17 protein-coding genes are annotated in these 22294 nt (G+C 72.9%); 5 read left to right on the forward strand and 12 right to left on the reverse strand.

Going from position 1 to position 22294, the window contains the following annotated elements:
• Positions 1-14: 14 nt before the first annotated feature.
• The 5 genes from OG792_RS17815 to eccD all read right to left on the reverse strand — a co-directional run bounded on the left by OG792_RS17815 (position 15) and on the right by eccD (position 3972).
• Positions 15-338 carry a hypothetical protein gene (locus OG792_RS17815; protein WP_329110963.1) on the reverse strand — a complete coding sequence of 108 codons (324 nt, stop codon included), beginning with the start codon at positions 336-338 and terminating at the stop codon, positions 15-17.
• An 81-nt stretch (positions 339-419) separates the two neighbouring features.
• Entirely contained in the window at positions 420-716 is a 297-nt protein-coding gene (locus OG792_RS17820) for a WXG100 family type VII secretion target (protein ID WP_329110964.1), read from the reverse strand.
• A gap of 82 nt (positions 717-798) precedes the next feature.
• Positions 799-1095, reverse strand: coding sequence for a hypothetical protein (locus tag OG792_RS17825; protein ID WP_329110966.1), 297 nt, complete (start codon positions 1093-1095; stop codon positions 799-801).
• 73 nt (positions 1096-1168) lie between these two features.
• Positions 1169-2569 (reverse strand): type VII secretion protein EccB, encoded by a 1401-nt coding sequence (gene eccB, locus OG792_RS17830; RefSeq protein ID WP_329110967.1) that lies wholly within the window; start codon positions 2567-2569, stop codon positions 1169-1171.
• Positions 2570-2574: 5 nt separating this feature from the next.
• On the reverse strand, positions 2575-3972 hold the full coding sequence (gene eccD / locus OG792_RS17835) for a type VII secretion integral membrane protein EccD (RefSeq protein ID WP_329110968.1): 1398 nt from the start codon (positions 3970-3972) through the stop codon (positions 2575-2577).
• A 219-nt stretch (positions 3973-4191) separates the two neighbouring features.
• On the opposite strand from eccD, the gene eccCa reads away from it, so the two are divergent.
• Positions 4192-8160 (forward strand): type VII secretion protein EccCa, encoded by a 3969-nt coding sequence (gene eccCa / locus OG792_RS17840; protein WP_329111310.1) that lies wholly within the window; start codon positions 4192-4194, stop codon positions 8158-8160.
• On the opposite strand, the gene OG792_RS17845 is transcribed toward eccCa, so the two are convergent.
• From OG792_RS17845 to OG792_RS17855, 3 genes are all read right to left on the reverse strand, one after another.
• A complete protein-coding gene (locus OG792_RS17845) occupies positions 8117-9328 on the reverse strand; it encodes a S8 family serine peptidase (RefSeq protein WP_329110970.1) in 1212 nt (403 codons plus the stop codon). The genes eccCa and OG792_RS17845 overlap by 44 nt on opposite strands.
• Positions 9329-9353: 25 nt before the next feature.
• Complete coding sequence (locus tag OG792_RS17850; protein ID WP_329110971.1) at positions 9354-10895, reverse strand: S8 family serine peptidase; 1542 nt, start codon at positions 10893-10895, stop codon at positions 9354-9356.
• An 87-nt stretch (positions 10896-10982) separates the two neighbouring features.
• On the reverse strand, positions 10983-12161 hold the full coding sequence (locus tag OG792_RS17855; protein WP_329110973.1) for a LysM peptidoglycan-binding domain-containing protein: 1179 nt from the start codon (positions 12159-12161) through the stop codon (positions 10983-10985).
• Between the two features lie 362 nt (positions 12162-12523).
• Between OG792_RS17855 and ligA the strand changes: the two genes are divergently transcribed.
• From ligA to OG792_RS17870, 3 genes are all read left to right on the forward strand, one after another.
• Positions 12524-14698, forward strand: coding sequence for an NAD-dependent DNA ligase LigA (gene ligA, locus OG792_RS17860; RefSeq protein ID WP_329110975.1), 2175 nt, complete (start codon positions 12524-12526; stop codon positions 14696-14698).
• A 63-nt stretch (positions 14699-14761) separates the two neighbouring features.
• Positions 14762-16153 (forward strand): serine hydrolase domain-containing protein, encoded by a 1392-nt coding sequence (locus tag OG792_RS17865; protein WP_329110977.1) that lies wholly within the window; start codon positions 14762-14764, stop codon positions 16151-16153.
• Between the two features lie 177 nt (positions 16154-16330).
• Entirely contained in the window at positions 16331-16843 is a 513-nt protein-coding gene (locus OG792_RS17870; RefSeq protein WP_329110978.1) for a hypothetical protein, read from the forward strand.
• 50 nt (positions 16844-16893) lie between these two features.
• On the opposite strand, the gene OG792_RS17875 is transcribed toward OG792_RS17870, so the two are convergent.
• Positions 16894-17568, reverse strand: a complete 675-nt coding sequence (locus tag OG792_RS17875) for an NAD(P)-dependent oxidoreductase (RefSeq protein WP_329110980.1) — start codon at positions 17566-17568, stop codon at positions 16894-16896.
• A gap of 94 nt (positions 17569-17662) precedes the next feature.
• On the opposite strand from OG792_RS17875, the gene OG792_RS17880 reads away from it, so the two are divergent.
• Positions 17663-18040: a winged helix-turn-helix transcriptional regulator gene (locus OG792_RS17880; protein ID WP_329110982.1), complete on the forward strand. Its 378-nt coding sequence runs from the start codon at positions 17663-17665 to the stop codon at positions 18038-18040.
• Positions 18041-18110: 70 nt separating this feature from the next.
• On the opposite strand, the gene OG792_RS17885 is transcribed toward OG792_RS17880, so the two are convergent.
• The 3 genes from OG792_RS17885 to OG792_RS17895 form a co-directional block, all read right to left on the reverse strand.
• Positions 18111-19613, reverse strand: a complete 1503-nt coding sequence (locus tag OG792_RS17885) for an MFS transporter (RefSeq protein WP_329110984.1) — start codon at positions 19611-19613, stop codon at positions 18111-18113.
• Between the two features lie 112 nt (positions 19614-19725).
• The gene (locus tag OG792_RS17890) at positions 19726-20424 is read right to left on the reverse strand and encodes a TetR/AcrR family transcriptional regulator (protein ID WP_329110985.1); all 699 of its coding nucleotides are present in this window, start codon (positions 20422-20424) and stop codon (positions 19726-19728) included.
• Between the two features lie 147 nt (positions 20425-20571).
• Complete coding sequence (locus tag OG792_RS17895; RefSeq protein ID WP_329110988.1) at positions 20572-22008, reverse strand: PepSY-associated TM helix domain-containing protein; 1437 nt, start codon at positions 22006-22008, stop codon at positions 20572-20574.
• Positions 22009-22294: the final 286 nt, after the last annotated feature.

Consider the following 22294-nt stretch of genomic DNA (forward strand, 5'->3'; position numbering starts at 1 on the left):
CAGGTGCGTACGGGCTAGAAGTTGGGGATCCGGCCGTTGAACTCGGCGACCGTCATCTCGTTGAGCGACTCGACGTCGTCGGTCGTGTCGACGAACCCGCGCAGTTGCTGGCCACGGGTGGTGAAGAGCAGTCCGAGCTGGTTCAGCCGCTGCTTGACGACCCCGCCCTGCGCCTTGATCGCGGCGGAGAGGTTCTGCCCCACCACGAAGTTCTGATGTCCGGGCTTGATGATCATTGCGTCGATCGGCCCGTTCGCCGCGCCGGGAGCCTCGCCCCCGAGCAGTTGGTTCTCCGCCGCGACCCGCCGCAGGAACGCCTCGTCAACACTGATCGGCACGATTCACCGTCCTCAAGAGAAGTTGAACACCGACACCGCTGCGGGCGGGCGACGCGTTGGCCGCCCACCCGGCCGTCGTACTCAGATCGCGCCGTCGAACAGGGCAGCGCCCTGGGTGTCCGCGACCTGGTAGGTGTCACGGATCTGGTCGATCGCGGAGGCACCCGAGTTCAGGGCGGCGTTCATCTGGCCCATGCCCAGGTGCCAGGTGTTCTGCGCCGTCTGGTACGACGCCGCGGTGTTACCCACGTTCGCCGTGATGAACTTGTTGACCACCTGGTCGAGGTCGGCCAGCGCCTGCTCGATCGACCGGGTCACCCCGCGCAGTTCCTCACCGCTGGCCAGCAGGCCGTCCGGGTTCAGGCCGTAGGTCGCCATGCGTCACTCCTCGCTGCTCGTCGGAATTGCTCGTCGTCACCGGGGTGCCGGCGGGCGCCGGCACGATGGAACAGCCGAGGGCTCAGCCCTGGTACCACTTCGCGTGCGCGGCCGATTCCAGTTCCGCGTTGCTGGACACCTGAAGGTGCTGGGTCATCGACGCCCGCAGCTGCTCCAGGCCGTTGCGTACCTGGGCCAGGCCACCGCGCCAGTTCTGCAACTCCTGCATGTAGCGGACCGCCGCCTCGCCGTGCCACGGCGTCGAGCCGGAAACCGCGTCGACACTGCGGTCGGCCGCGTTGCAGTCGGCCATCGCGACCTCGAAGGCGGCCAGCAACTGCCGGATGCTGGCCTCGTCTACCTCGTTCGGCTGGGTCATCACACACGTCCTCTCGTACCGTTCGGTTGGCTGTTGCTGGAATCGGTGCTGCCGGACCGGTTCTCCGTGTCGGTCACCCCCGCGCCCGCTGGGGGTCGAGCAGCGGCCCGGTCGGCAGCAGCTCCAGCAGTGCCGGCGACACCGTCGCCGCGACCGAGGTGGGGTAACCCAGTGCCGCCGCCACCGAGGGATCGGGCAGCGGGTACTTGATCCCCGCGTCGGTGACCACGAAGTAGCTCGTACCCGGTGCCTGGCCGGGCCGGCCGAGCCGGACCAGGCCACCGACGCCGGCCGCGACGGCGACCGCCGCGGCGCTGCGGGCGGTACGGGTCACCCCGACGCCGTCCCCGACGGTGACCGAGCCGGGCGGCAGCGGTGCTTCGGCGGTCAGGGTGACCGCCCCGCCCGCGTCGCCGTGGCGTACGCACCACACCCGACCGGTGCCGGCGGGCGCCACCGCGGGTGGTGTCTCCGGCAGGTCCCCCGGAAGCACCGCCTCCTTCGACCCGGGCAGCCCGGCCAGCGCCGCGGCGGTCAGCTCGGTCGGTACGACCGGCCGCGCCCCGTACGCCCGCGCGGTGTCCGGGTCACTGGACACCACCGCGACCCCGGTCGGGGTGAGCCGGCTCAACCCGTCCCGCTGGAGCAGGTAGTGCCGTTCGGCCGTACCGGCGATCCGGGCCACGAAGAGCTGGCCGATCCGCGTCTGCGCGCCGTCGATCACCGGGCCCGGCCCGCCCCGGCCGGGCACCGCCAGCGGTCCGATGTCCGAACCCGCCGGCAACTGGTCCAGCCAGCCCGGCTCGACCGGTGCCGGCGCGCCGTCGTAGCCGAACACCCGGGTCAGCCAGGTCTGGGTCAGCATGAACCGGCGGCCCCGCCACACCAGATAGGTCTCCCCGCCGGGTGCGCGGGCGACCACGCCCCGGTCGGGGCCGAGCGCCGGGCCGGCCGGGTTCCGGTTCACGGCCAGGGTGGTGGCCGTGGCCAGGGTGCCGGCGGCGTCCCGACCGGCCGCCGCGCAGACCGTCCAGCTCACCCCGGACAGGGCGGTCGGGCCGGGCAGCGCGTCGGGTGCGCCGACGATGCCGACCGACTGGCCGCGCGGCACCGACCGCAACGACGCGGCGGAGACGCTGGTGACCGCCGGTTTCTTGCCGAACAGGAGCAGGGCGGAGCTGTAGTTGAGCACCGGGCGCAGCCGGCCGTCGACCAGCACGTACCGGCTGCCGGTTTCCTTCTCGACCACTACCGTGCCCGGCTTGCGCCAGCCGGTGGCGCCGCCCGGCCGCAGGAAGCCGTAGACGGCGAACCCGGCGACCACCAGCGCGGCGATCAGCGTCCCGGCGACGGTGCCGATCAGGAGCCGGCGGTGCGGGTTCTCCGCCGCCTCCGGCTCCGCCGCCACCAGCGCGGAGGTCAACCGGCCCAACACGTACGACTGGGCCTGCACCTGGTCCCGACGCGACTGCATCCGCCTCAGCCCCCCAGCGACCGGGCGTAGCCGTAGACGTCCAGCACCGCCAGCAGGACGGGGAACATCGCCACCGTGGCCAGGGTCTGGGCCAGGTCACCCATCCGACCCCAGTACGGCATCATCCGCCGCCCCGGCATGATCCGGGCCACCACCATCAGCAGTACGGTCCCCAGCGGCACCAGCGCGACCGGCGCCAGCAGCCGGGGCCACGGCTGCGCGTCGACCGCCGCCGCCAGGGTCACCGCGACCAGTCCGGTCACCGCCGGGGCGGCCATCGCCAGCCGGTGCCAGCCGCTGTTCATCGGCCGGGCGGCCAGCACCCGGACCAGCGCGACGAGCAGGACCAGGGTGGCCGGTGCCCAGCCGCCCGCCGAGCCGACCAGCACCAGGGCGGTCCCGACGACGATCGCCAGTCCGGCGTACAGCCCGGTCATGTAGCGGTCGGCGGCGGCGGTGCGGGCGAGCAGCGGTTCGCTCGGCTCCGGGTCGATCTCCTCCTGGAGGTGCTCCGGCTCGGTCGGCAACGGGGCCAGGCGCAGCCCGGCGAGGCGGAACGCGAGCATCGGCGCCGCCGTACCGGCCACGGTCGCCGCGACCGCGACCACCGCCGCGGCCCGATCGTCGGCCAGCGGTACGAACGCGGCCAGCGCGGCCCCACCGGCGCCGAACAGGCCGGTGGTCAGGATCCCGGCGAAGAGCGGACCGGCCCAGCCGACCAGGGCCAGGCCGATGCTGGCCGCCGCGAGTGCCGCCACCACACCGGCGAACAGTTCCGGACCGGCGACCCGGATCCCGATGCTGCCGGCGTCGAGGTCCGGCACCAGGGCGCCGGCCAGCCCGGCGTACCCGATCGCGGCGAACGCGCAGATCAGCCCGAACACCCGGTCCCCGCCGGCCCTGGTGACCGCGAACGCGGTCACCAGGCAGGCCAGCGCGAGACCGGCGGCGGTCAGCGCCCGGGGTGTCGGCGGACCGGGCAGAACCAGCGTCGCGAGGCCGACCCCGAACAGCACGGCGAGCAGGCCGAGCGCGGCCCAGCGGATCATCTCCGGGCGCCACCGGCCGGCGCGGGACCGGACCCCGGTGGCGATGCCGTCGATCAGGTCGTCGAAGTCGACCGGCGGGATCTGCTCCGAGCGCGGCCGGAGGTGGACCACCTCACCGTCGCGCAGGCCGAGCGAGGCGACGGTGCCGTCCTCGTCGAACGGCGGCGACCCGAGCCGCTGCAACACCCAGCCGCCGTGCAGCAGGCCGGTGTCGGCCAGGTTCTCGCCGAGGTGGTGCAGCAGCGCCGGCATCAGGTCGGCGACCAGCACCTGGGCCGGTACGGCAACCTCGACCTGCCGGTCCGGTCCACACACCACCAACCGGCACATCTCTCCACTGGCGACGATGGTCACGCCCTCACTACGGACCGCCCGTGCGTCGGTTCACCGCCGATCGAGGTTTTTTGCCGGCCGGTTGACCGGCAGAGGTTTTTGCCGACCGGTTGACCCGACACCGGTGTCGGGCCGTTGTACCGCGCGCCGGCCCCGTGCGCAGGGCCCGACCCCCGGACAGGTGATTCAGCGGTGACCACTGTCGTGTTCCGGCGTCCGGCCCGACGCAACGGGCCGGAGATGCCGTCCGGCGAGATCAGCCTCCAGGAACCGCCCGAACTGCCCGAGATCCAGTCCGGCGGGCTGCGCGGCGCGATGACCTTCCTGCCGATGATGCTGATGTCCGGGGTGATGATGCTGATGTTCGTCGGCCCGTCCCGGGGCGGGCCGATGACCTGGATGATGGCCGGGCTGCTGGTCGTCGCGATGGGCGGCATGATGGTCGGCCAGATGGCGATGAGCGGCGGCGACCGCAAGCGGCGGCTCGGCGGCGACCGGCGCGACTACCTGCGCTACCTGGCCCAGAACCGGCGCCGGGTCCGGCGCTACGTGGGGCAGCAGCGCGACGCGAGCGCCTGGCGGCACCCGGAGCCGGGCACGCTCTGGTCGGTGGCGATGACGACCCGCCGGTGGGAGCGGCGCGGCACCCACCCGGACTTCCTGGAACTGCGGGTCGGCACCGGGCGGCAGCGGCTGGCGACCCGGATCGCCCCGATGCAGACCAAGCCGATCGAGGACCTGGAACCGTTGTCGGCCAAGTCGCTGCGGCGGTTCATCAAGGCGTACAGCACGATCGAGGACCAACCGGTCGCGCTGTTCCTGCGCGGCTTCGCCCAGATCCGGATCACCGGCGCCGACGACGAACGCCGTTCGGTGCTCCGGGCCCTGGTCGCCCAGCTCGCCACCTTCCACGCCCCGGAGGAGGTGCTGATCGCCCTCTGCCTCGGCGGTGACGGTGCCGGCGCCTGGGAGTGGGCCAAGTGGCTGCCGCACGTACAGCACCCGGTCGACCAGGACGCCGCCGGCTCGGCCCGGCTGGTCGCCGAGAACATCGAGGAGGTCGAGCGGCTGCTCGGCGAGTCCTTCTCCGCCCGCCCCCGGTACGAGCAGGGTGCCACGCCCAGCCGGGACGAACCGTACGTGCTGGTGATCTGCGACGGTGGGCGGATCCCGACCGGCGCTCGGATGGCGTCCGGCGGGTACCGCAACGCGCTGCTGGTCGAGCTGGGCACCGCGCCCGGCGCCACCCCGCGCGAGCTGCTCTGGCTGGACGTGGCCGACGGTCGGGTGGAGATGGTCCGGCACGACGCGGTGGGGCGGGAAACCCGCTCGCCGCTGGCGAAGGCGGACGGGTTGAGCGTGGCCAAGGCGCGCGCGGTGGCCCGGATCCTGGCGCCGTACCGGCTCAGCATCGCCACCGAGCCGGCGGCCGAGGCGCTGACCTCGGACTTCGACCTGGCCACCCTGCTCGACATCGACGACCTGAGCCGGCTGGACGTGTCCCGGATGTGGGCCACCCGGGCGCCGGCGGACCGGCTCCGGGTGCCGATCGGCATCGACTCCGACGGGGTCCCGGTGGAGTTGGACATCAAGGAGTCGGCCCTGGGCGGGATGGGCCCGCACGGCATGCTGATCGGCGCCACCGGGTCGGGCAAGAGCGAGCTGCTGCGTACGCTGGTGCTGGCCCTGGCCACGACGCACTCCTCGGAAACGCTGAACCTGATCCTGGTCGACTTCAAGGGCGGGGCGACCTTCCTCGGGCTGGACCGGCTGCCGCACACCTCGGCCGTGATCACGAACCTGGCCGACGAGGCGGCGCTGGTCAGCCGGATGCGCGACGCGCTGCACGGCGAGCTGGTCCGCCGGCAGGAGTTGCTGCGCCAGGCCGGCGGCTTCAGCTCCGCGCTGGACTACGAGCGGGCGCGGGCCCAGGGTGCGCCGCTCGACCCGCTGCCGACGCTGTTCGTCGTGGTGGACGAGTTCAGTGAGCTGCTCGCCGCGCACCGCGAGTTCATCGAACTGTTCGTGATGATCGGCCGGCTGGGCCGGTCGCTGGCGGTGCACCTGCTGCTGGCCAGCCAGCGCCTGGACGACGGTCGGATCGCCCAGCTCGAATCGCACCTGTCGTACCGGATCGGCCTGCGGACCTTCTCCGCGATGGAGTCCCGGTCGGTGATCGGGGTGCCGGACGCGCACGAGCTGCCCGCCCAACCCGGCAACGGCTACCTGCGTACGCACGTGTCGACGCTGATCCGATTCAAGGCCGCGTACGTCTCCGGGGCGTACCGGCCGAAAACCGCGCGGGTACGCCAGGAGGTGGTGCAGCAGCAGGTGGTGCCGTACCTGCTGGACCACGTGCCGTACCGGGTGCCGGAGGAGGGCTCGGTGGTGCCGGACGCCCCGGACGGGGTGGAGCCGGAGGCGAACGCGGCGAGCGTGCTGGCGGTCGTGGTGGACCAGCTCACCGACCAGGGGCCGCCGGCGCACCAGGTGTGGCTACCGCCGCTGGGTGCGGCACCGACCCTGGACCAGTTGCTGCCCGCGCTCGCCCCGGACCCACAGGACGGGCTGCGGGCGCCGGACTGGCCGGGCAACGGCAGGCTGGTGGTGCCGGTCGGTTTTGTGGACAAGCCGTTCGAGCAGGTCCGGGAGCTGATGACGGTCGACCTGTCCGGGGTCGGTGGGCACCTCGGCGTGGCCGGTGGACCGCAGAGCGGCAAGAGCACCCTGTTGCGTACGGTCATCTGTGGCCTGGCGTTGACCCACAGCCCGCGCGAGGTGCAGTTCTACTGCCTCGACTTCGGCGGCGGCGCGCTGGCGTCGATCGCGGACCTGCCGCACGTGGGCAGTGTCGCGAGCCGGCTGGACACCGACCGGGTGAGCCGTACCCTGGCCGAGATCGCCGCCCTGATCGCCGACCGGGAGCGGCGCTTCGGCACCCTCGGGGTGGACAGCATGGCGACCTACCGGCGGCGCCGGGCCGACGGCACGATCACCGACGACCCGTACGGGGACGTGTTCCTGGTGGTGGACGGCTGGTTCACGCTGCGGCAGGAGTTCGAGGCGGGTGAGGCCGCTATCCGGCAGGTCGTCGCCCGTGGTCTGAACTTCGGCGTGCACCTGCTGCTGACCACCGCCCGCTGGTCGGAGGTGCACCACGGGATGCGCGACCAGATCGGCACCCGGCTGGAGCTGCGCCTCGGTGATCCGGTGGACTCGGCGATCGACCTCCGGTTGGCGGCGACGGTGCCGCACATTCCGGGGCGGGGTCTGACCGCGCAGAAGACGCACTTCCTCGGCGGGCTGCCCCGGATCGACGGGTTGGCCGACCCGAACACGGTCGCGGACGGGGCCCGTGGGCTGTCCACGATGGTGGGCGACTTCTGGGAGGGCCCGGCCGCCCCGGCCGTCCGTACGCTGCCGGCGGTGTTGCCGGCGGCCGAGCTGCCGGCGCCCGACGGTGACCTGCGGGTGGTGTTGGGGCTGGACGAGGAGCGGATGCGGCCGGTCTGGCACAACTTCGAGGAGGTGCCGCACCTGACCGCGCTCGGTGACACCGAGAGCGGCAAGACCGCCCTGCTGCGCCACCTCGCGGCGGCGGTGACCCGACGGTTCACGCCGAAGGAGGCGCGGATCATGGTGGTCGACTTCCGCCGGCAGCTGTTCGAGTCGATCCCGCAGGAGTACCGCCTGGGTTACTCCGTCTCCCCCGACTCGACCAGGGAGGCGGTCGCGCAGGCCGTCGAGGGGCTGCGCAGCCGGGTGCCGGGCGCGGACATCACGCCGGATCGGCTGCGCCGCCGCGACTGGTGGACCGGTCCGCGCCTGTTCGTGCTGGTCGACGACTACGACCTGCTCAGCGGGCACGACAGCCCGCTGCAACCGCTGATCCCGTTCCTGCCGCAGGGCACCGACATCGGTTTCCACCTGGTGTTGACCCGAGGGGCCGCCGGGGTGATGCGGATGTCGATGGACCCGCTGATCCGGCGGTTGCAGGAGACGAACAGCCCGGACGTGGCGCTGTCCTGCCCGCCGTCGGAGGGCCCGCTGCTCGGCAACACCAAGCCGCGCATCCTGCCACCGGGCCGGGCACTGCTCTGCACCCGCCGGGGCAGCCGCCTGATCCAGACCGCGTGGGTGGAACCGCCGGCCGACCAGGGGGCGGTCAGCGTACCCGCCAGCGACGCCGCCGGCCGGCCCGGATCGTGACTGCGGCGGCGAGGGCGAGCAGCGTACCGACGCCGACGGCCGCGCCGACTCCGGCGGCGCGGCCGACCGCCGGGTCCGCCGGGGGCACGACCGGCAACACCGCCGGCGCCGGTCGGGGCGCGACCGGCCGTGCCGCCTGGCCGGGGTCGAGCACCGAAACCGCGCCGTACGGGTCGAGCACGCCCGCCCCGAGCGCCGGGGTACGCGCCACTCCGGGCGGGTGCTCGGCGGTCAGCTCCAGCCGCGCCCGGATCTCGGCGGAGGTCATCGCCGGCCGGTACGACCGGACCAGTGCCGCCGCACCCGCCACGTACGCGGCGGCCACGGCGGCGCCGCCGATCCGGTAGTGCCCGGGGCCGCTCGGCCCGACGCTGACCGCCGCCACCCCCGGTGCTACCAGGTCCACCCCGGACTTCTCCACGACCGGCTCGGTGGGCTTGCCGTCGGCGTCGATCCCGCCGACGGCGACAACCTGCTCGAAGCCGGCCGGGTACCAGACCACCGGGGTACCGGCCTGGCTCGCCCCACGCTGGTCGCTGATCGCGGCGACCAGGACGATGTCTCGGGCCACCGCCTCGTTGACGGCGGCCCGCAGGTTGGCGTCGGCGACGTCGACCCCGGTGCCGACCAGGATCACCTCGGCTCCCAGGGCCACCGCCGCCCGGATGCCGTCGGCCAGGTACCTCGGCTGCAACCGCCCCTGGCCGTCGACTATCCGTACCGGCAGCACCGACACCGCCGGTGCCAGTCCGACGACCCCGGTGCCGGTGACCGGGCGGGCGGCCACGATCCCGGCGAGTGCGGTGCCCCGGCCCCGGCAGTCCCGGTCGGCCGGGCCGCCGGCGACCACGTCCCGACCGGGCAGCACCGCACCGGCCAGCCCGCTCGCCACGGCGCTGACCCCGGTGTCGACCACCGCCACCGTCACGCCCGCGCCCCGGCTCAGCGGCCACACCGCCTGCGGTGCCAGCCGGGCGACCGGCCAGGGGATCCCGGCGAACGGGACCGGGGACGGCCCGACGCAACTGTTGGTCACCGTGGGCAGGGCCGGCGGCTCGTCGGCGGCGGCGTACCCGGCTCCGGCCGGCAGGCCGAGCACCAGCAGGACCGTGCAGGTCGCCGAGCCGAGCACCCGCCCGACCGGCCGCTTGCGGACACGTACCGCCATGACAGCTCCCTCGGGTTGTTCGGCGCTACTGCCGAGATCCGGGCGCACCGGACCCGACCGGCACGTCGGCGGGGGTGGGGGTGCGGTCGGCGGGGGTGGTCGGGCGGCGGGCCCGCCGGGCCAGCACCGCCGCGGCGGCGGCCAGCAGCAGCACGAGTACGACGACAACCGCGACCCGGACCGGCCCCGGATCGCCGTCGTCGGGTGCCGCCCCGGCCGGCCGCCCCTCCTCGGGCAGTACGGCGGTGACGGCGGCGGCCGGATCCAGCACCCGCCGGCCGGTGCCGGGATCCGGTGTGCTCGCCCCGACCGGGTCGGCGGTCGTCCTGATCCGGTGGGCCACCTGCGCGGCGCTGAGGTTCGGGAAGGCGGACCGGACCAGCGCCGCCGTGCCGGCCACGTACGCGACCGCGTACGGGGTGCCAACGGCGGCGGTCGTACCCGCGCCGGGGGCGAGCAGCTGCACCGCTCCCGGACGGTAGCCGGTGGCCGGCTGTCCGTCGGCGCCCATCCCGCCGACCCGCAGCAGTGCCGTCGCCGGCTCTCTCGACGGCTCGGTCGTGGCCGCCTGGTCGTCGGTGTGCTCGGCGGCACTGGACCCGTCACCGGTGGCCGCACCGGCGACCACCACCACATCGTGGCGGAGCGCGGATTCGACCGCCGCCACCACCACCGGGTCGTCGAGCGCGACGTGGCCGCCGAGCGCGATCACGCCGGCCCCGGCCGAGATCGCCACCCGGATGCCGGTCTCGACGTCGGTGGACCGGGCCGGCGGGGTGTCGGTGACCAGCCGGACCGGCAGCACGGTGGCCGCCGGGGCGATGCCGCCACCGCCCTCGCCGCCGCGTCCGGCGATGATCCCGGCCATCGCGGTACCCGTACCCAGGCAGTCCACGTCGCCCCGCGCGCTGCCGGCGGTGATGTCGACGCCGACCGCCAGCCGACCGGTCAACCCGGCCCGACCGCCGTCCACGCCGGAGTCCAGCACGGCGACCATGACACCCTCGCCCTCGGTACGGGCCCACGCCGGCCCCGGATCCGGCCAACGGTCGGTACGCGCCGGACCGGTGACCCGGTTGACGGCCGGGCACTGTCCGGCCGGGTTGCCCGCCGTGGACCCACCGACCGGCGGGGCATCCGGGGAACCGGCGGAGCCATCAGGTGCTGACCCGGTTCCCGGTCCGGGACCGGGTCCGGTGCCGAGTTGGGCGGCGGAGAGCAGGCCGTAGCGGACCCCCTCGCCGACCGCGTCCCAGGGCAGCACGATCAACCAGCCCGGAGCGAGCGGGCCGGGCCCGGTCAGGGTGCCGCCGTCGGCCTGTCGACGCCCGACGTTGAGGGCGAAGATGTCGTCGGCCCGTTGCGCCGTACCGAGGAAGCGGAACGAGATCCGCTCCAGGGTCTCCGGCTCGCCCTGGTACGACGAGGTCACCACGTAGTACTTGAGGTAGCTCTCCCCCGGTGCGACCGGGGCGGCGACTGCCGGCGCCGGCAGTGTCAACATCATCGCGACCACGAGGACCGGGAACCACCGTCGCCGGGTCGAGGACCGCCGCCGCACCGCCACCGGCATTCTCCTTCGCTCGGGCGCGATCCGTCCGCACCGTGCGCCGACCGGCGCCCGCCCGCACTACGGCACGACGGGCACTCCGGTTCAATCTCGCTCGTCGGGCGGCGGCGCGGCCACCGGATCGAGGGCCAGTAGCGACCAGCGGGCCCGGAGCACCTTCCCGACCAGCATCGGCACCGTCCGCCCGCCGCTGGCCGCCGCCATTCCCCGCGCGACCCGCAGGTCCGCGCCACGCAGTCCGCCGCTGACCACGAGGCCCGGCCCGTTCGCCGTACCCGCCGGTCCGCCCGCGTCGCCCGGTGTCTGCGGGAAGGTGTCGACCCGGCGACAGCCGTCCGGTACGTCGTCGCCGAGCACTGTGCCGACGACGGTGACGCCGAACCCCGCCGCCCGCAACTGCTCCACGATGCCGAGCGCCTGCCGGGCGCTCGCCGCCGGTGACCCGGTGATGGTCAGCACGTCCGGTGTCCGGGCCAGGTCCGCCCAGAGCCACCGGTTTTCCTGCCGACCCAGGATCACCGGCATCGTGGCGCCGGGCAACGGCTCACCGGCGGGCAACCACCCGTACGCCGGCACGTCCCCCGTCCGGCCGGCGCCGGTCAGCCGGACCTCGACCCGGTCCGCCCCCTGGCCCAGCTCCGCCCGCACCTCCCCCACCTCCGCCGGACCCGCCACCACTCCCGCCGGACCCGCCACCACCTCCGCCGGACCCGCCACCGCCTCGGCCGGGGCGGCGGCGGTGAGCGGGGTACGCCGCCGGCGGCGCAGCGCGACCAGGGCGACCGCGAGCAGCAGCACCATCAGCCCGAAGGCGCCCAGCCGGAGCAGGTAACCGGCGAAGCTGCCCCGAGAGTTGTCGGCAACCGCCCGCGGCGGCGGTACGCGGGCCGGCTCGGCCACGGCGTCCCGGGTCCGCTCCGGTACGGCCGGTGGGCTGCCCAGCCGCACGCCGGCCCCGTCGGCGTCGGGCGGCAGCAGCAGGATCCATCCCGGCCGCAGTTCGAGCGTGTCGGTCATCCGCCCGCCGTCCGGCTGTGGCCGGTCCCGGTTCAGCTCGAAGATCTCCCGATACCGGTTGCCGTCACCGAGGGTCTGCACCGCGATCGCGTACAGGTACTCCTTCTGTGCGCCCACCCCCGGACCGACCACGTAGTAGCGGTCGGTCGGCGAGGTCGGTTCGGTCACCGCCCACGTCGCATGCGCGGCGGGGCCCGCCGGCTGCACCGCCGGGCCGAGCGGCACCAGCAGCACCAACCCGGTCAACGCACGCACCGTACGGACCGGTGCCGACCGTCCGCGCCACCGTTGCGCGCCACCGCCCATCGTGGGACCTCTCCTCGTGAAACCGGCCCGTCCCGCCCGGCTCGTCGGCGCTCGGCGCTCGACCGGGGAGGTCTCCCCTACTACGGATTCGGGTCGGGTCGGTTCATCCGGCCCGCCGGGGGCGGGTCCGGGCTCGGCGCGTACCCGGGCGAGCTGGGCGTTGGCCGGTCGGTCGTACCTGTCGTACCCGGCCTCTAGGCTGGCCCAGTATCCACCGCGACGCCCGGTCGGGCGTTGTCGGTGGTGGGCCGAGCCGGCGCCGACCCGCGGCGCCGACCGACACGGGGAAGAGGTCCACGTCGATGGAGAGTTCCGGTGGCGACCAGGTGACCGAGATGATCGACACCGTCGATCCGATCGTCGACGCCGGCCACGCCGCACCCTTCGAGACGGTGGCCGACTACCACGCGGCGATCGAGGTCATCCGGGCCGCGGCGGTGAGCTACTACAACGGCACCGACCTGGCGATGGACGACGCGAGCTACGACGCGCTGATGGCCCGGGTGAGTGCCACCGAGGCGGACCGGCCCGAGTGGCGCCTCGACGACTCACCGACCGGCCTGGTCGCCGCCGGGGTCGGGATCAACGGCGACGTCGAGCACACGGTGCCGATGCTGAGCCTGGACAACGTCTTCGGCGCCGACGAGCTGCGCACCTGGGGGGCCAGGTTGGAGAAGCTGCTCGGCCGGCCGGCCGGTGGTTTCACCGTCGAGCCGAAGATCGACGGTCTCGCGGTCTCGGCCCGCTACCTGCACGGTCGACTGAACCTGCTGGTCACCCGTGGCGACGGGCGCGCGGGTGAGGATGTCACCACCCAGGCTCGCCTGGTGGTGGGCCTGCCGCAGCGGCTGACCGAGCCGGTCACCGTGGAGATCCGTGGTGAGGTCTTCATGACCGACGCAGACTTCGAGCGCGCCAACGAGCTGCGCACCGGGCACGGCGAGCCGGCGTTCGCCAATCCGCGCAGCGCCGCCGCCGGCAGCCTGCGGGCGCAGGACCGGGCGTACGAGGTGCCGTTGTCCTTCTACGCGTACGGCGTGCTGGGCGACGTGGTGGGCGCCGACGGGCGCCACTCCGCGGAGATGGCGTACGTCGGCGGTCTCGGTGTCGCCACCACCGCCGGTTCACCGGCCGGCATGCCGCTCTGCGAAACGATCGACGACGCGCTCGCCGCCGTGGAGGTGCTCAACGCGCGGCGCGGGCAGCTCGGGTTCGCCGTCGACGGCGCGGTGATCAAGGCGGACGCGGCGGCCGACCGTGACCTGGCCGGCTTCTCCAGCCGGGCACCCCGCTGGGGGATCGCCTACAAGTTCCCGGCCGACACCCGCACCACGACGTTGCTGCGGATCGAGGTGCAGGTCGGCCGGACGGGGCTGATCACCCCGGTCGCGGTGTTGGCGCCGGTCCAGGTCGGCGGGGTGGTGGTCACCTCGGCCACGTTGCACAACTTCGAGGACCTGGCCCGGCGCAACGTACGGGCGGGCGACACCGTGTTCGTCCGTCGGGCGGGCGAGGTGATCCCGGAGGTGACCGGGGCGAAGCTTGACGAGCGGCCGGCGGACTCGGTGCCGTTCGAGCCGCCGACGCACTGCCCGCGCTGCGGTGGCGAGATCGACCGGTCCCAGAAGCGGTGGCGGTGCACGCTGGGCCGGGCCTGCGGGGCGGCCGAGTCGCTGGCGTACTTCGCCGCCCGCGACTCGATGGACATCGAGGGCGTCGGCGACAAAATCATCAACGCGGTGGTGGCGGCCGGTCTGGTGACCGACCCGGCCGACCTGTACGACCTCGACGCGGCGACCCTGGCGAAGCTGGAGCGGATGGGCGAGACCTCGGCGACGAAGCTGGTGGCGAACCTCGAACGGTCCAAGGCCCAACCGCTGTCGCGGGTGCTGACCGGGCTCGGCGTCCGGATGACCGGCCGGTCGATGTCCCGTCGCCTGGCCCGCCACTTCGGCGAGATGGGGGCGTTGCGCCTGGCCGGCGTCGAGCAGCTCCAGGAGGTCGAGGGCGTCGGCCCGGAACGGGCGGTCACGATCGCCGCCGAACTGGCCGACCTCTCCCCCGTCATCGACAAGCTCATCGCCCGGGGCGTCAACATGACCGAGCCGGGCAGTTCCGGCCGGGTCGCGCCGCCGGCCGCCCCCGACACCGGGTCCGACCCGACAGAGCCGGATCCGGCGGCCCCGGTCCTGCCGCTGCAACGGGCCGACGGCAGTCCGATGACGGTGGTCGTCACCGGCTCGGTGCCCGGCCTGTCCCGCAACGAGGGCAACGAGGCGGTCGAGCGGCTCGGCGGCAAGTCGTCGGGCTCGGTGTCCAAGCGCACCGACCTGGTGGTGGTCGGCGAGGGCGCCGGCTCCAAGGCGACCAAGGCCGAGGAGCTGGGCGTACGGACCCTGCCCGCCGACCTGTTCGCCGAGGTGCTCGCCGCCTACACCGAGGGCCGCGCGGAGGACGCCATCCGCCTGCTCGCCTGATCGGGGCCACGGTCAGGGCGACCCGGATCACGCAGGTCGGACGGCTGGTGCCACCATCACGGCATGCATGTCTCGCGTCGTACGCTGCTCGGAGCCGGTCTTGCCACGGCCGGCGTGACCGTGGCCGGCTGCGGTCGCGGCGACGGCGCCGGTAACACTGCGGCCGAGACCGCCTCGACCGGCCCGACCGGTGCACCGGGTGCCGCCGACGCGCTGGGCGACACCGCGAGGCTCGGCCCGGCGCCGGACGGCTCCCCGAGCGCGGGGGCGACTCCGGCTGCCGCGTCCGGTGCCGCGAACCAGGCGCCGTACGCGGCCGAGGTGACGAAGGTTCTCCAGCGTTACCTGCCGGCGACCCCGCAGACCGTGCAACACTCCGGTTTCCCCGGCGCGGTGGCCCTGGTCCTGGTCGACGGCAAAACCACGGTCCACACCGCCGTCGGGGAGGCGCTGCGCTACGGCGCCGGTCCGAAGCTGCTGCCGGCCGGTCAGCGGGTGCCCATGCGCCCCGACTCGATCTTCGACCTGGCCTCGGTCACCAAGGTCTACACCGCGATCCTGCTCCTCCAACAGGTGGACCGGGGCAGGGTCGACCTCGACGCCCCGGTGGTCGAGTACCTGCCCGAGTTCACCGGCACCGGCAAGCCGGCGATCACCGTCGCCATGCTGCTCACCCACACCGGCGGCCTGCCCGTCGGCGCCAAGGTCACCGGTCTGCCCGACAACACCGCCCGGTGGAAGGCGGTGATGACCACCCCGCTGGTCTCCGGCGCCACCCCCGGCGACACCTTCCGCTACTCCAGCGTCGGCCTGATGGTGGCCGGGAAGATCGTCGAGAAGGTCACCGGGCAGCGCCTCGACCAGGCCCTCAGGACCAACCTCAGCGGGCCGCTCGGCCTGCGTGACACCGGTTTCGTCCCGAACGGCTGGCTGTCCGCCACGGCGAAGAGCACCCGCCTCGTCGCCACCGACGCCCGCTCCTCACGCGGTCTGCTGCGCGGCACCGTGCACGACGACGTCGCCAACCACCTCGGCGGGATCGCCGGGCACGCCGGCATCTTCGCCACCGCCGCCGACCTGGCCGCGATCGGGCAACTGCTCCTGGACGGCGGCACCTACCGGGGCAAACGCATCCTGGCCGAGACGACCGTACGCAGGATGCTGACCAATGCCAACGCCGGCAAACCCGCCGTCGACCCGGAGCGCCCGAACCGCACCTCGGCGCACGGTCTCGGCGTCGTGCTCGACCAGCCGTGGTTCATGGGCCGCCTCGCCGGCCCCCGCACCTTCGGCCACACCGGCTTCGCCGGCCCGTCACTCGTGGTCGACCCCGGCCGCAGGCTGGTCCTCGCCCTGTTGACCAACCGCGCCCATCCCAACTGGAGTTGGGCCAACCCGGACCCGGCCCGCGCCGCCACGGCCGACGCGCTCGCCGGGGCCGTCCGGGCCGGTTGAGAAAACGGATCGAGGTCGGCTTCCGTCGTGAATCGGAACGCCGTGCCCGAAGAGTCGTTCGCCGGTCGCCATGTGGCGTCGACAATCTGAACAGGCGTACGTGGACAGTCGCGAGACGACGCTGCCATGCTTTCCGCAGGGCATGCCCTCGGCGGTTCGCTACCCCACGGAGCGCACATGAGTTTTCTCAGCGAGGCCCGACACAGGCTCGGCTTGCACACCGGCGAATGGACGTACGACGCCGAGAAGCGTTGCGATCAGACGTTTTCCTGCACGGGATGCGCGAGCGTCCGGACCCGTACCCGGCACTCGTTCGACGAGTGGCACCGGCGTACGCCCTGCGACGAGGCGACCTGCGGGATGGTCCGGACGTGCCGCGTCTGCCGGGAGGTCACGTTCAGGCCGGAACACGAGTTCACCTGGCACTATTTCAGCGCCCTGCCGGATCTTCCCGATTTCCCCGCCAAGAGCAAACTCGGCCGGGTGATGTTCCAGGGCCCCTGCAAGCAATTCTCGTTGTGCGACCACTGCGGCAGGTTGGAGAACACCAACTACCGCGTCTGGCACGACATGGGGCCCTCGATGGTCGGCGGCACCGAGCACGTGGACATCGGCCCCGGCGGCTTCGACTCCCCGGTCTACTACCAGGCTTGTAAGGTTTGCGACAAACGCATTCGCTCCGCTGGCTGACCGTCAACCATTCACCCTTCGCCCGACCGGGCCAATTCCGGCCCGTTGGGTCAGTTGTGGACGGAGATGCGGGTGCGGTGGTGGCGGGGCGACTCGATCTCGTCCAGCACCGCCACGGCGAGGTCGGCGTAGGAGAGCCGCACGGACTCCGACGACGGCAGGGTGTCGCCACCTACCCGGTAGCGGCCGGTGCGTGGGCCGTCCGCGTCCAGCATCGCCGGCGGGGTGAGCATCACCCAGTCGAGCGCCCCGGCCGTCGACCGCAGCCGGTCCAGGCCGTCCGCGTGGGCGCGGGCGAACGGCCGGAGGGCGGTGGGAAAGAGCGCGGGGTCGTCCATGATCGGATGCCCGTCGCGGTCGTCGAGGTTCGCGAAGAGACCGATGACGACGAGTCGGGGCACGCCGGCCTCGGCCATTCCCCGTTGCAGCGCGTCGGCGGCCCGGACGAAGAACTGTCCGTCGAAGTGGTCGAGGGCGGCCAGTGCCTCCGGTCCGGATGCCGGGGACACCGCGTGCACGACGGCGTCGTGGTGGCGCGAGATCTCGGAGACCGCGTGTACGTCGGTCACGTCGCCACGCAGCACGCGTACCCCGTCGGCCGACAGGTGTCCGTACCGTTGCGGATCCCGGACGGCCGCGCTCACCCGGTGCCCACGCTCGCGCGCCTCGGCGGTTACCGCCCGACCGGCTCGGCCACCCGCGCCGAAGATGACGATGTCGCTCATAATCCCGTCCCGTCCCTGGTTGTCGGTTCCGTGTGCGGAGACGGTATCCACGGGATACTGGTTACTTCAAAGGTACCGGGATAGGGTCCGGCCCATGGCCGAGCCACTGGACGCGGAGATGTTCGACCCGATGTGTCCGAGCAGTGCCCTGCCCTTCCAGATCGGTGACAAGTGGACCGGGATGGTGCTGCTCTGCCTGGAACACGGGCGACGGCGGTTCGGTGAGATCCGGCTGCCCCTGCGCGCGATCACACCGAAGGTGCTCACCCAGACCCTGCGGGCGATGGAACGCGACGGCCTGCTGACCCGCACCGCGTACGCCGAGAATCCGCCCCGGGTGGAGTACGAACTCACGGCGCTCGGCCGCAGCCTGTTGACGCTGGTCGACGCCGCTCGCGCCTGGAGCAGGCAGCACCTGCCGGAGCTGCTCGAAGCCCGCGCCGCGCACGACGCCGCGTGGGGCCGGAGATGACAAAACTGGCGGCCCTGCCGGTGGGGCAGGACCGCCAGTCGGTCGGGCGCACTCTCGCGCCCGTGGCCGGTCAGTGCATCATCACCGGTACCGGGACGTCCCCGGCGTTCTCGTCGTCGGTGGCACCGGACCCGGCCGCCCCTGCGCCGTCCTGACGTCCGGTGTTGATGAACGTGAACGCGATCAGCGCCGCGAGGCCCATCAGTCCGACCGCCCACCAGATCGCGGTGGCGTAGCCGTGCACCGCCGCCTCGTTGATCAGCGCCGGGTTGCCACCCCGGTCGAGCAACCAGGCCGCGGTGGCGCTGGCCGCGACGGTGTTCAGCAACGCGGTGCCGATCGAGCCGCCGACCTGCTGCGACGTGTTGATCATCGCGGAGGCGACACCCGCGTCACGCGCTTCGACACCGTAGGTGGCCAGGCTCATCGCCGGCATGAACGCGGTGCCCATGCCCAGGCCGAGCAGGACCAGACCCGGCAGGATCAGCCCGGTGTACGAGCTGTCGACCTCCATCTGGGTCAGGATCAGCAGACCGATTCCGGCGACCAGGAAGCCCGGTCCCATCAGCAGTCGGGGTGCCACCCGGTTCATCAACCGGGCACCGATCTGGGTCGAACCGGTGATCATGCCGACGATCATCGGCAGGAAGGCCACCCCGGTGACAACCGGCGACCAGCCCTTGACCACCTGAAGGTAGTAGGTGAGGAAGAGGAACAGGCCGAACATGCCGATCACCGCGATGCCCAGCGCCGAGTACACGCCGGCCCGGTTGCGCTCGGTGAGTACGCGCAGCGGCAGCAGCGGGTGCGCGACCCTGGATTCGACCAGCACGAACGCCGCCAGCAGCACGGCGGCCGCGACGAACGAACCCAGCGTCCAGCTGGCGGTCCAGCCGTCGGTCTCGGCCCGGGTGAAGCCGTAGACCAGGGAGACCAGGCCGGTGGTGGACAGCAGCACGCCGGGGATGTCGAGCCGGTTGCGGTTACGGGCACCCGGCACGTCGCGGATCACCAGGTACGCCCCGGCGGCGGCGATCAGGGCGATCGGGATGTTGACGAACAGCGCCCAGCGCCAGTTCAGGTACTCGGTGAGCACACCGCCGAGGATCAGGCCGAGGGCGCCACCACCACCCGCGATCGCACCGAACACACCGAACGCCTTGGCGCGCTCCTTGGCCTCGGTGAAGGTGACCGCCAGCAGCGACAACGCGGCCGGGGCGAGCATCGCGCCGAACACACCCTGGAGGGCGCGGGCACCGAGCAGCATGCCGGTGTTGGCCGCGATCCCGCCGATGGCCGAGGCGGCGGCGAAGCCGAGCAGGCCGATGGTGAAGATCCGCTTTCGGCCGGCGATGTCGGCGAGCCGGCCGCCGAAGAGCAGTAGACCACCGAAGGCGAGCGTGTAGGCGGTGATGACCCACTGCCGGTTGCCGTCGGAGATGCCCAGGTCGTGCTGGGCCGCCGGCAGGGCGATGTTCACCACGGTCGCGTCCAGCACGACCATCAACTGCGCCAGCGAGATGAATATCAGCGCTGTCCAGCGCCTCGGATTAGCTTCTACTTCTGTGGACATGAGGGTCCCCGCAATTTTCGCAAATATGGATGGAAACGGCAGCCTGTGGACGCAGGTCACCCGTACATGGCGGTGGTGGTTGGTTGGTCGACGCCGGAGGGGCGCCGCTCGGTCAGCGCGCTCCCCGCTCCGTGGACGGATCGGCTCCGCCGAACGAGATGCACTCCGAGGCCGAGCTGCGCAGGTCTGCCAGGGTCACCGTGCACCCCGGCAGTACGGACCGCTGCGGCGTACGCAGCCCGTCGAGCAGGATTTCCAGGTGGCGGTGGGCGAACCGGTCGACCGTTGCCCGCCCCGTGCCGGGCATCGGTCGGGTGAGCTGGACGATCGGGACGATCACGTCGCCGATGGCAACATCCGGACGCAGCTGGCCGGACTCCCTGGCCCGCCGCAGGATGGTCTCCAACACGTCCTCCATCCGCTCCCGCTGTAGCTTCAGCTCGGGATCGGTATGGTCCAACCAGTTGGAGAAAATCGGACAGAGCCCCCCGATCAGCAGGTCCGCCGACACGTGCACGAATCGCCGCAACGCCGCGAAGGCGTCCGGTTCCTCGACCAACGCCCGCTCCGCCTGTTCGGTCAGACCGGACATCAGGGTGAGAACCACAACCCGGATCAGCTCCCGCCGGTTGGCGAAATGCCGGTAGAGGGTGGCGTTACCCACCCCCGCCCGCTGGGCGATCTCGTCCAACGGCACCTCGGCGCCCTGCTCGACGAAGAGTTCGCTCGCGGCGGCGATGATCCGGTCGAAGTTCCGGGACGCGTCGGCTCGCTGCCGGGGCAACCGCTGTTGTACGGCAGTACCAGCCACGACGACGCTCCTCACTGAAACCGGGGAGATCTTCCCCGCTTCACCCGAAGAGTCAAACGGGGAAAACCTCCCCGGTTATTTCGCCGCCCGCTGTGACCTGCGTCCCGACATCGATGAGGGGCACAGGTCTACGACGGGCGGCGTCCGTCAGCCCCGGCCGCGTACCGCCCCGACGATCAGGTCGACGGCGAGGAACCCGAGCAGCGGGATACCGAACAGCGGCAGCACCCAGCCGATCGCGAAGACAACGGGCACGCCGACGGCGATCGCCCAGGACGGAAGCTGCTGCCAGGCACCACGGTCGACCGGCGGCGTACCGACGAGGGCGCGACGGTCGGCTCGGGTCGGCCGCCGCTGCCACCACATCCGGTAACCCCAGACGATCACGCAGAGCAGGCCGAGCGCGAGGGCGGCCAGCAGGACCTGGTTCGCCGGGCCGAACAGGATCGCCATGTGCGCGCTGATCCCCAGGCTGCTCAGCTTCGCCAGCAGCGGCCAGTCGGCGAAGTCGCTGCGGGCCACGACCGTACCGGCGACCGGGTCGATCGCGGCCCGGTCCTTGTGCACCGGCCAGGTGTCGTCGACCTGCGTCACGGTCCACGCCGACGACGCGTCCTCGGGCAGGCCCACCTCGACCGGGCCGGTCAGCCGGTTGTCCCGGGCCACCCGCAGCACCCGGTCGATCGCGGCCGGATCAACCGATTCGGGGGCGGCGGCCTGACCCCCGCCGTGGTGCCCACCGCCGGCCGGCGGCTCACCGTCCGCGGTCAGCGAGGTCGACAACTCCGGGGTACGGGCGTCCACCGCGTCCAGACCCGTACTGAAGTTCGCTCCGGCGTACCGTGACCAGGTCAACCCCGTCGCGGACAGGAACAGCAGGCCGACCACCAGCCACACGCCGGTGCTGGCGTGCCAGCCACGGGTACGGCGCACGCCCCTGCGGGCGGCGAGGTCCGGCAGCAGCAACCGGCGGGCCCTGCCCCGGCTGCCCCGGTGGCGGCGCCACCACAGCGCCAACCCGCCGAGGGCGATCACCCACAGCCAGCTCGCCGCGAACTCGGAGTAGTGCCGCCCCAGCACCCCCAGGTGCAGGTTGCGATGCAGGTCGTCCAGCCAGGTACGCACCGGCGTGTAACCGAACCAGGTGGTCAACTGCCCCGTCACCTCCGCCGTGTACGGATCGACGTACACGCTGTGCTGCTTTTCCCCCAGTTCGGGCGAGGTGAACACCACCTGGGTGGTGGCGTCGTCCGCGCCGACGGCCACGTACGACAGTGTTCCGTCGGGGTGGGTCGCCCTGGCGGCGGCCACCTGCTCCGACAGCGGCTTCGCCGCCCGGCCCGCCGGCTCGGCGCGCAACTCGGTGCCGTAGACGACCGCGTCCAGTTGCGGCGTGATCGTGTACGCCAGCCCGGTCAGCGCCGCCACGACCAGGAACGGTGCCACCAGCACACCGGCGTAGAAATGCAGCCGCAGCAGCAGCGCGCCCAGCCCCGTGGCGCGACGTGCCGGTACCGGCACCTCCGCTGTGACGGGGGACGGCGCTTGCCGAGGCTGCTCGGCCTGGGCGGAGGTGATGGACATCGGCTCCTCGATCGAACTCGCGCCCGGCGTCGTACACCGGACTATGAACCTGGTCGAAGGCGCCGCCGCAGGTCCCCACCCGCCGTGACGTCGCCGGACCCCGGTACGCGACCGGTATCCGCCCAAGTAGTCGACAACCGCACGCCATAAGTTCCCGGTGCCGCCCACCGCGGCCGAAGTAACCCGGCCGGCCGCCCGGGACACGCTCGCCGAGGAACTTTCCCGACCATCGCAGCGACCAACAACCGGGTGCCGCCGATGGTGCCCGGCCATGGGCGCGCCGTCG

It is taken from the genome of Micromonospora sp. NBC_01699, from assembly GCF_036250065.1.
GTDB lineage: Bacteria > Actinomycetota > Actinomycetes > Mycobacteriales > Micromonosporaceae > Micromonospora_G.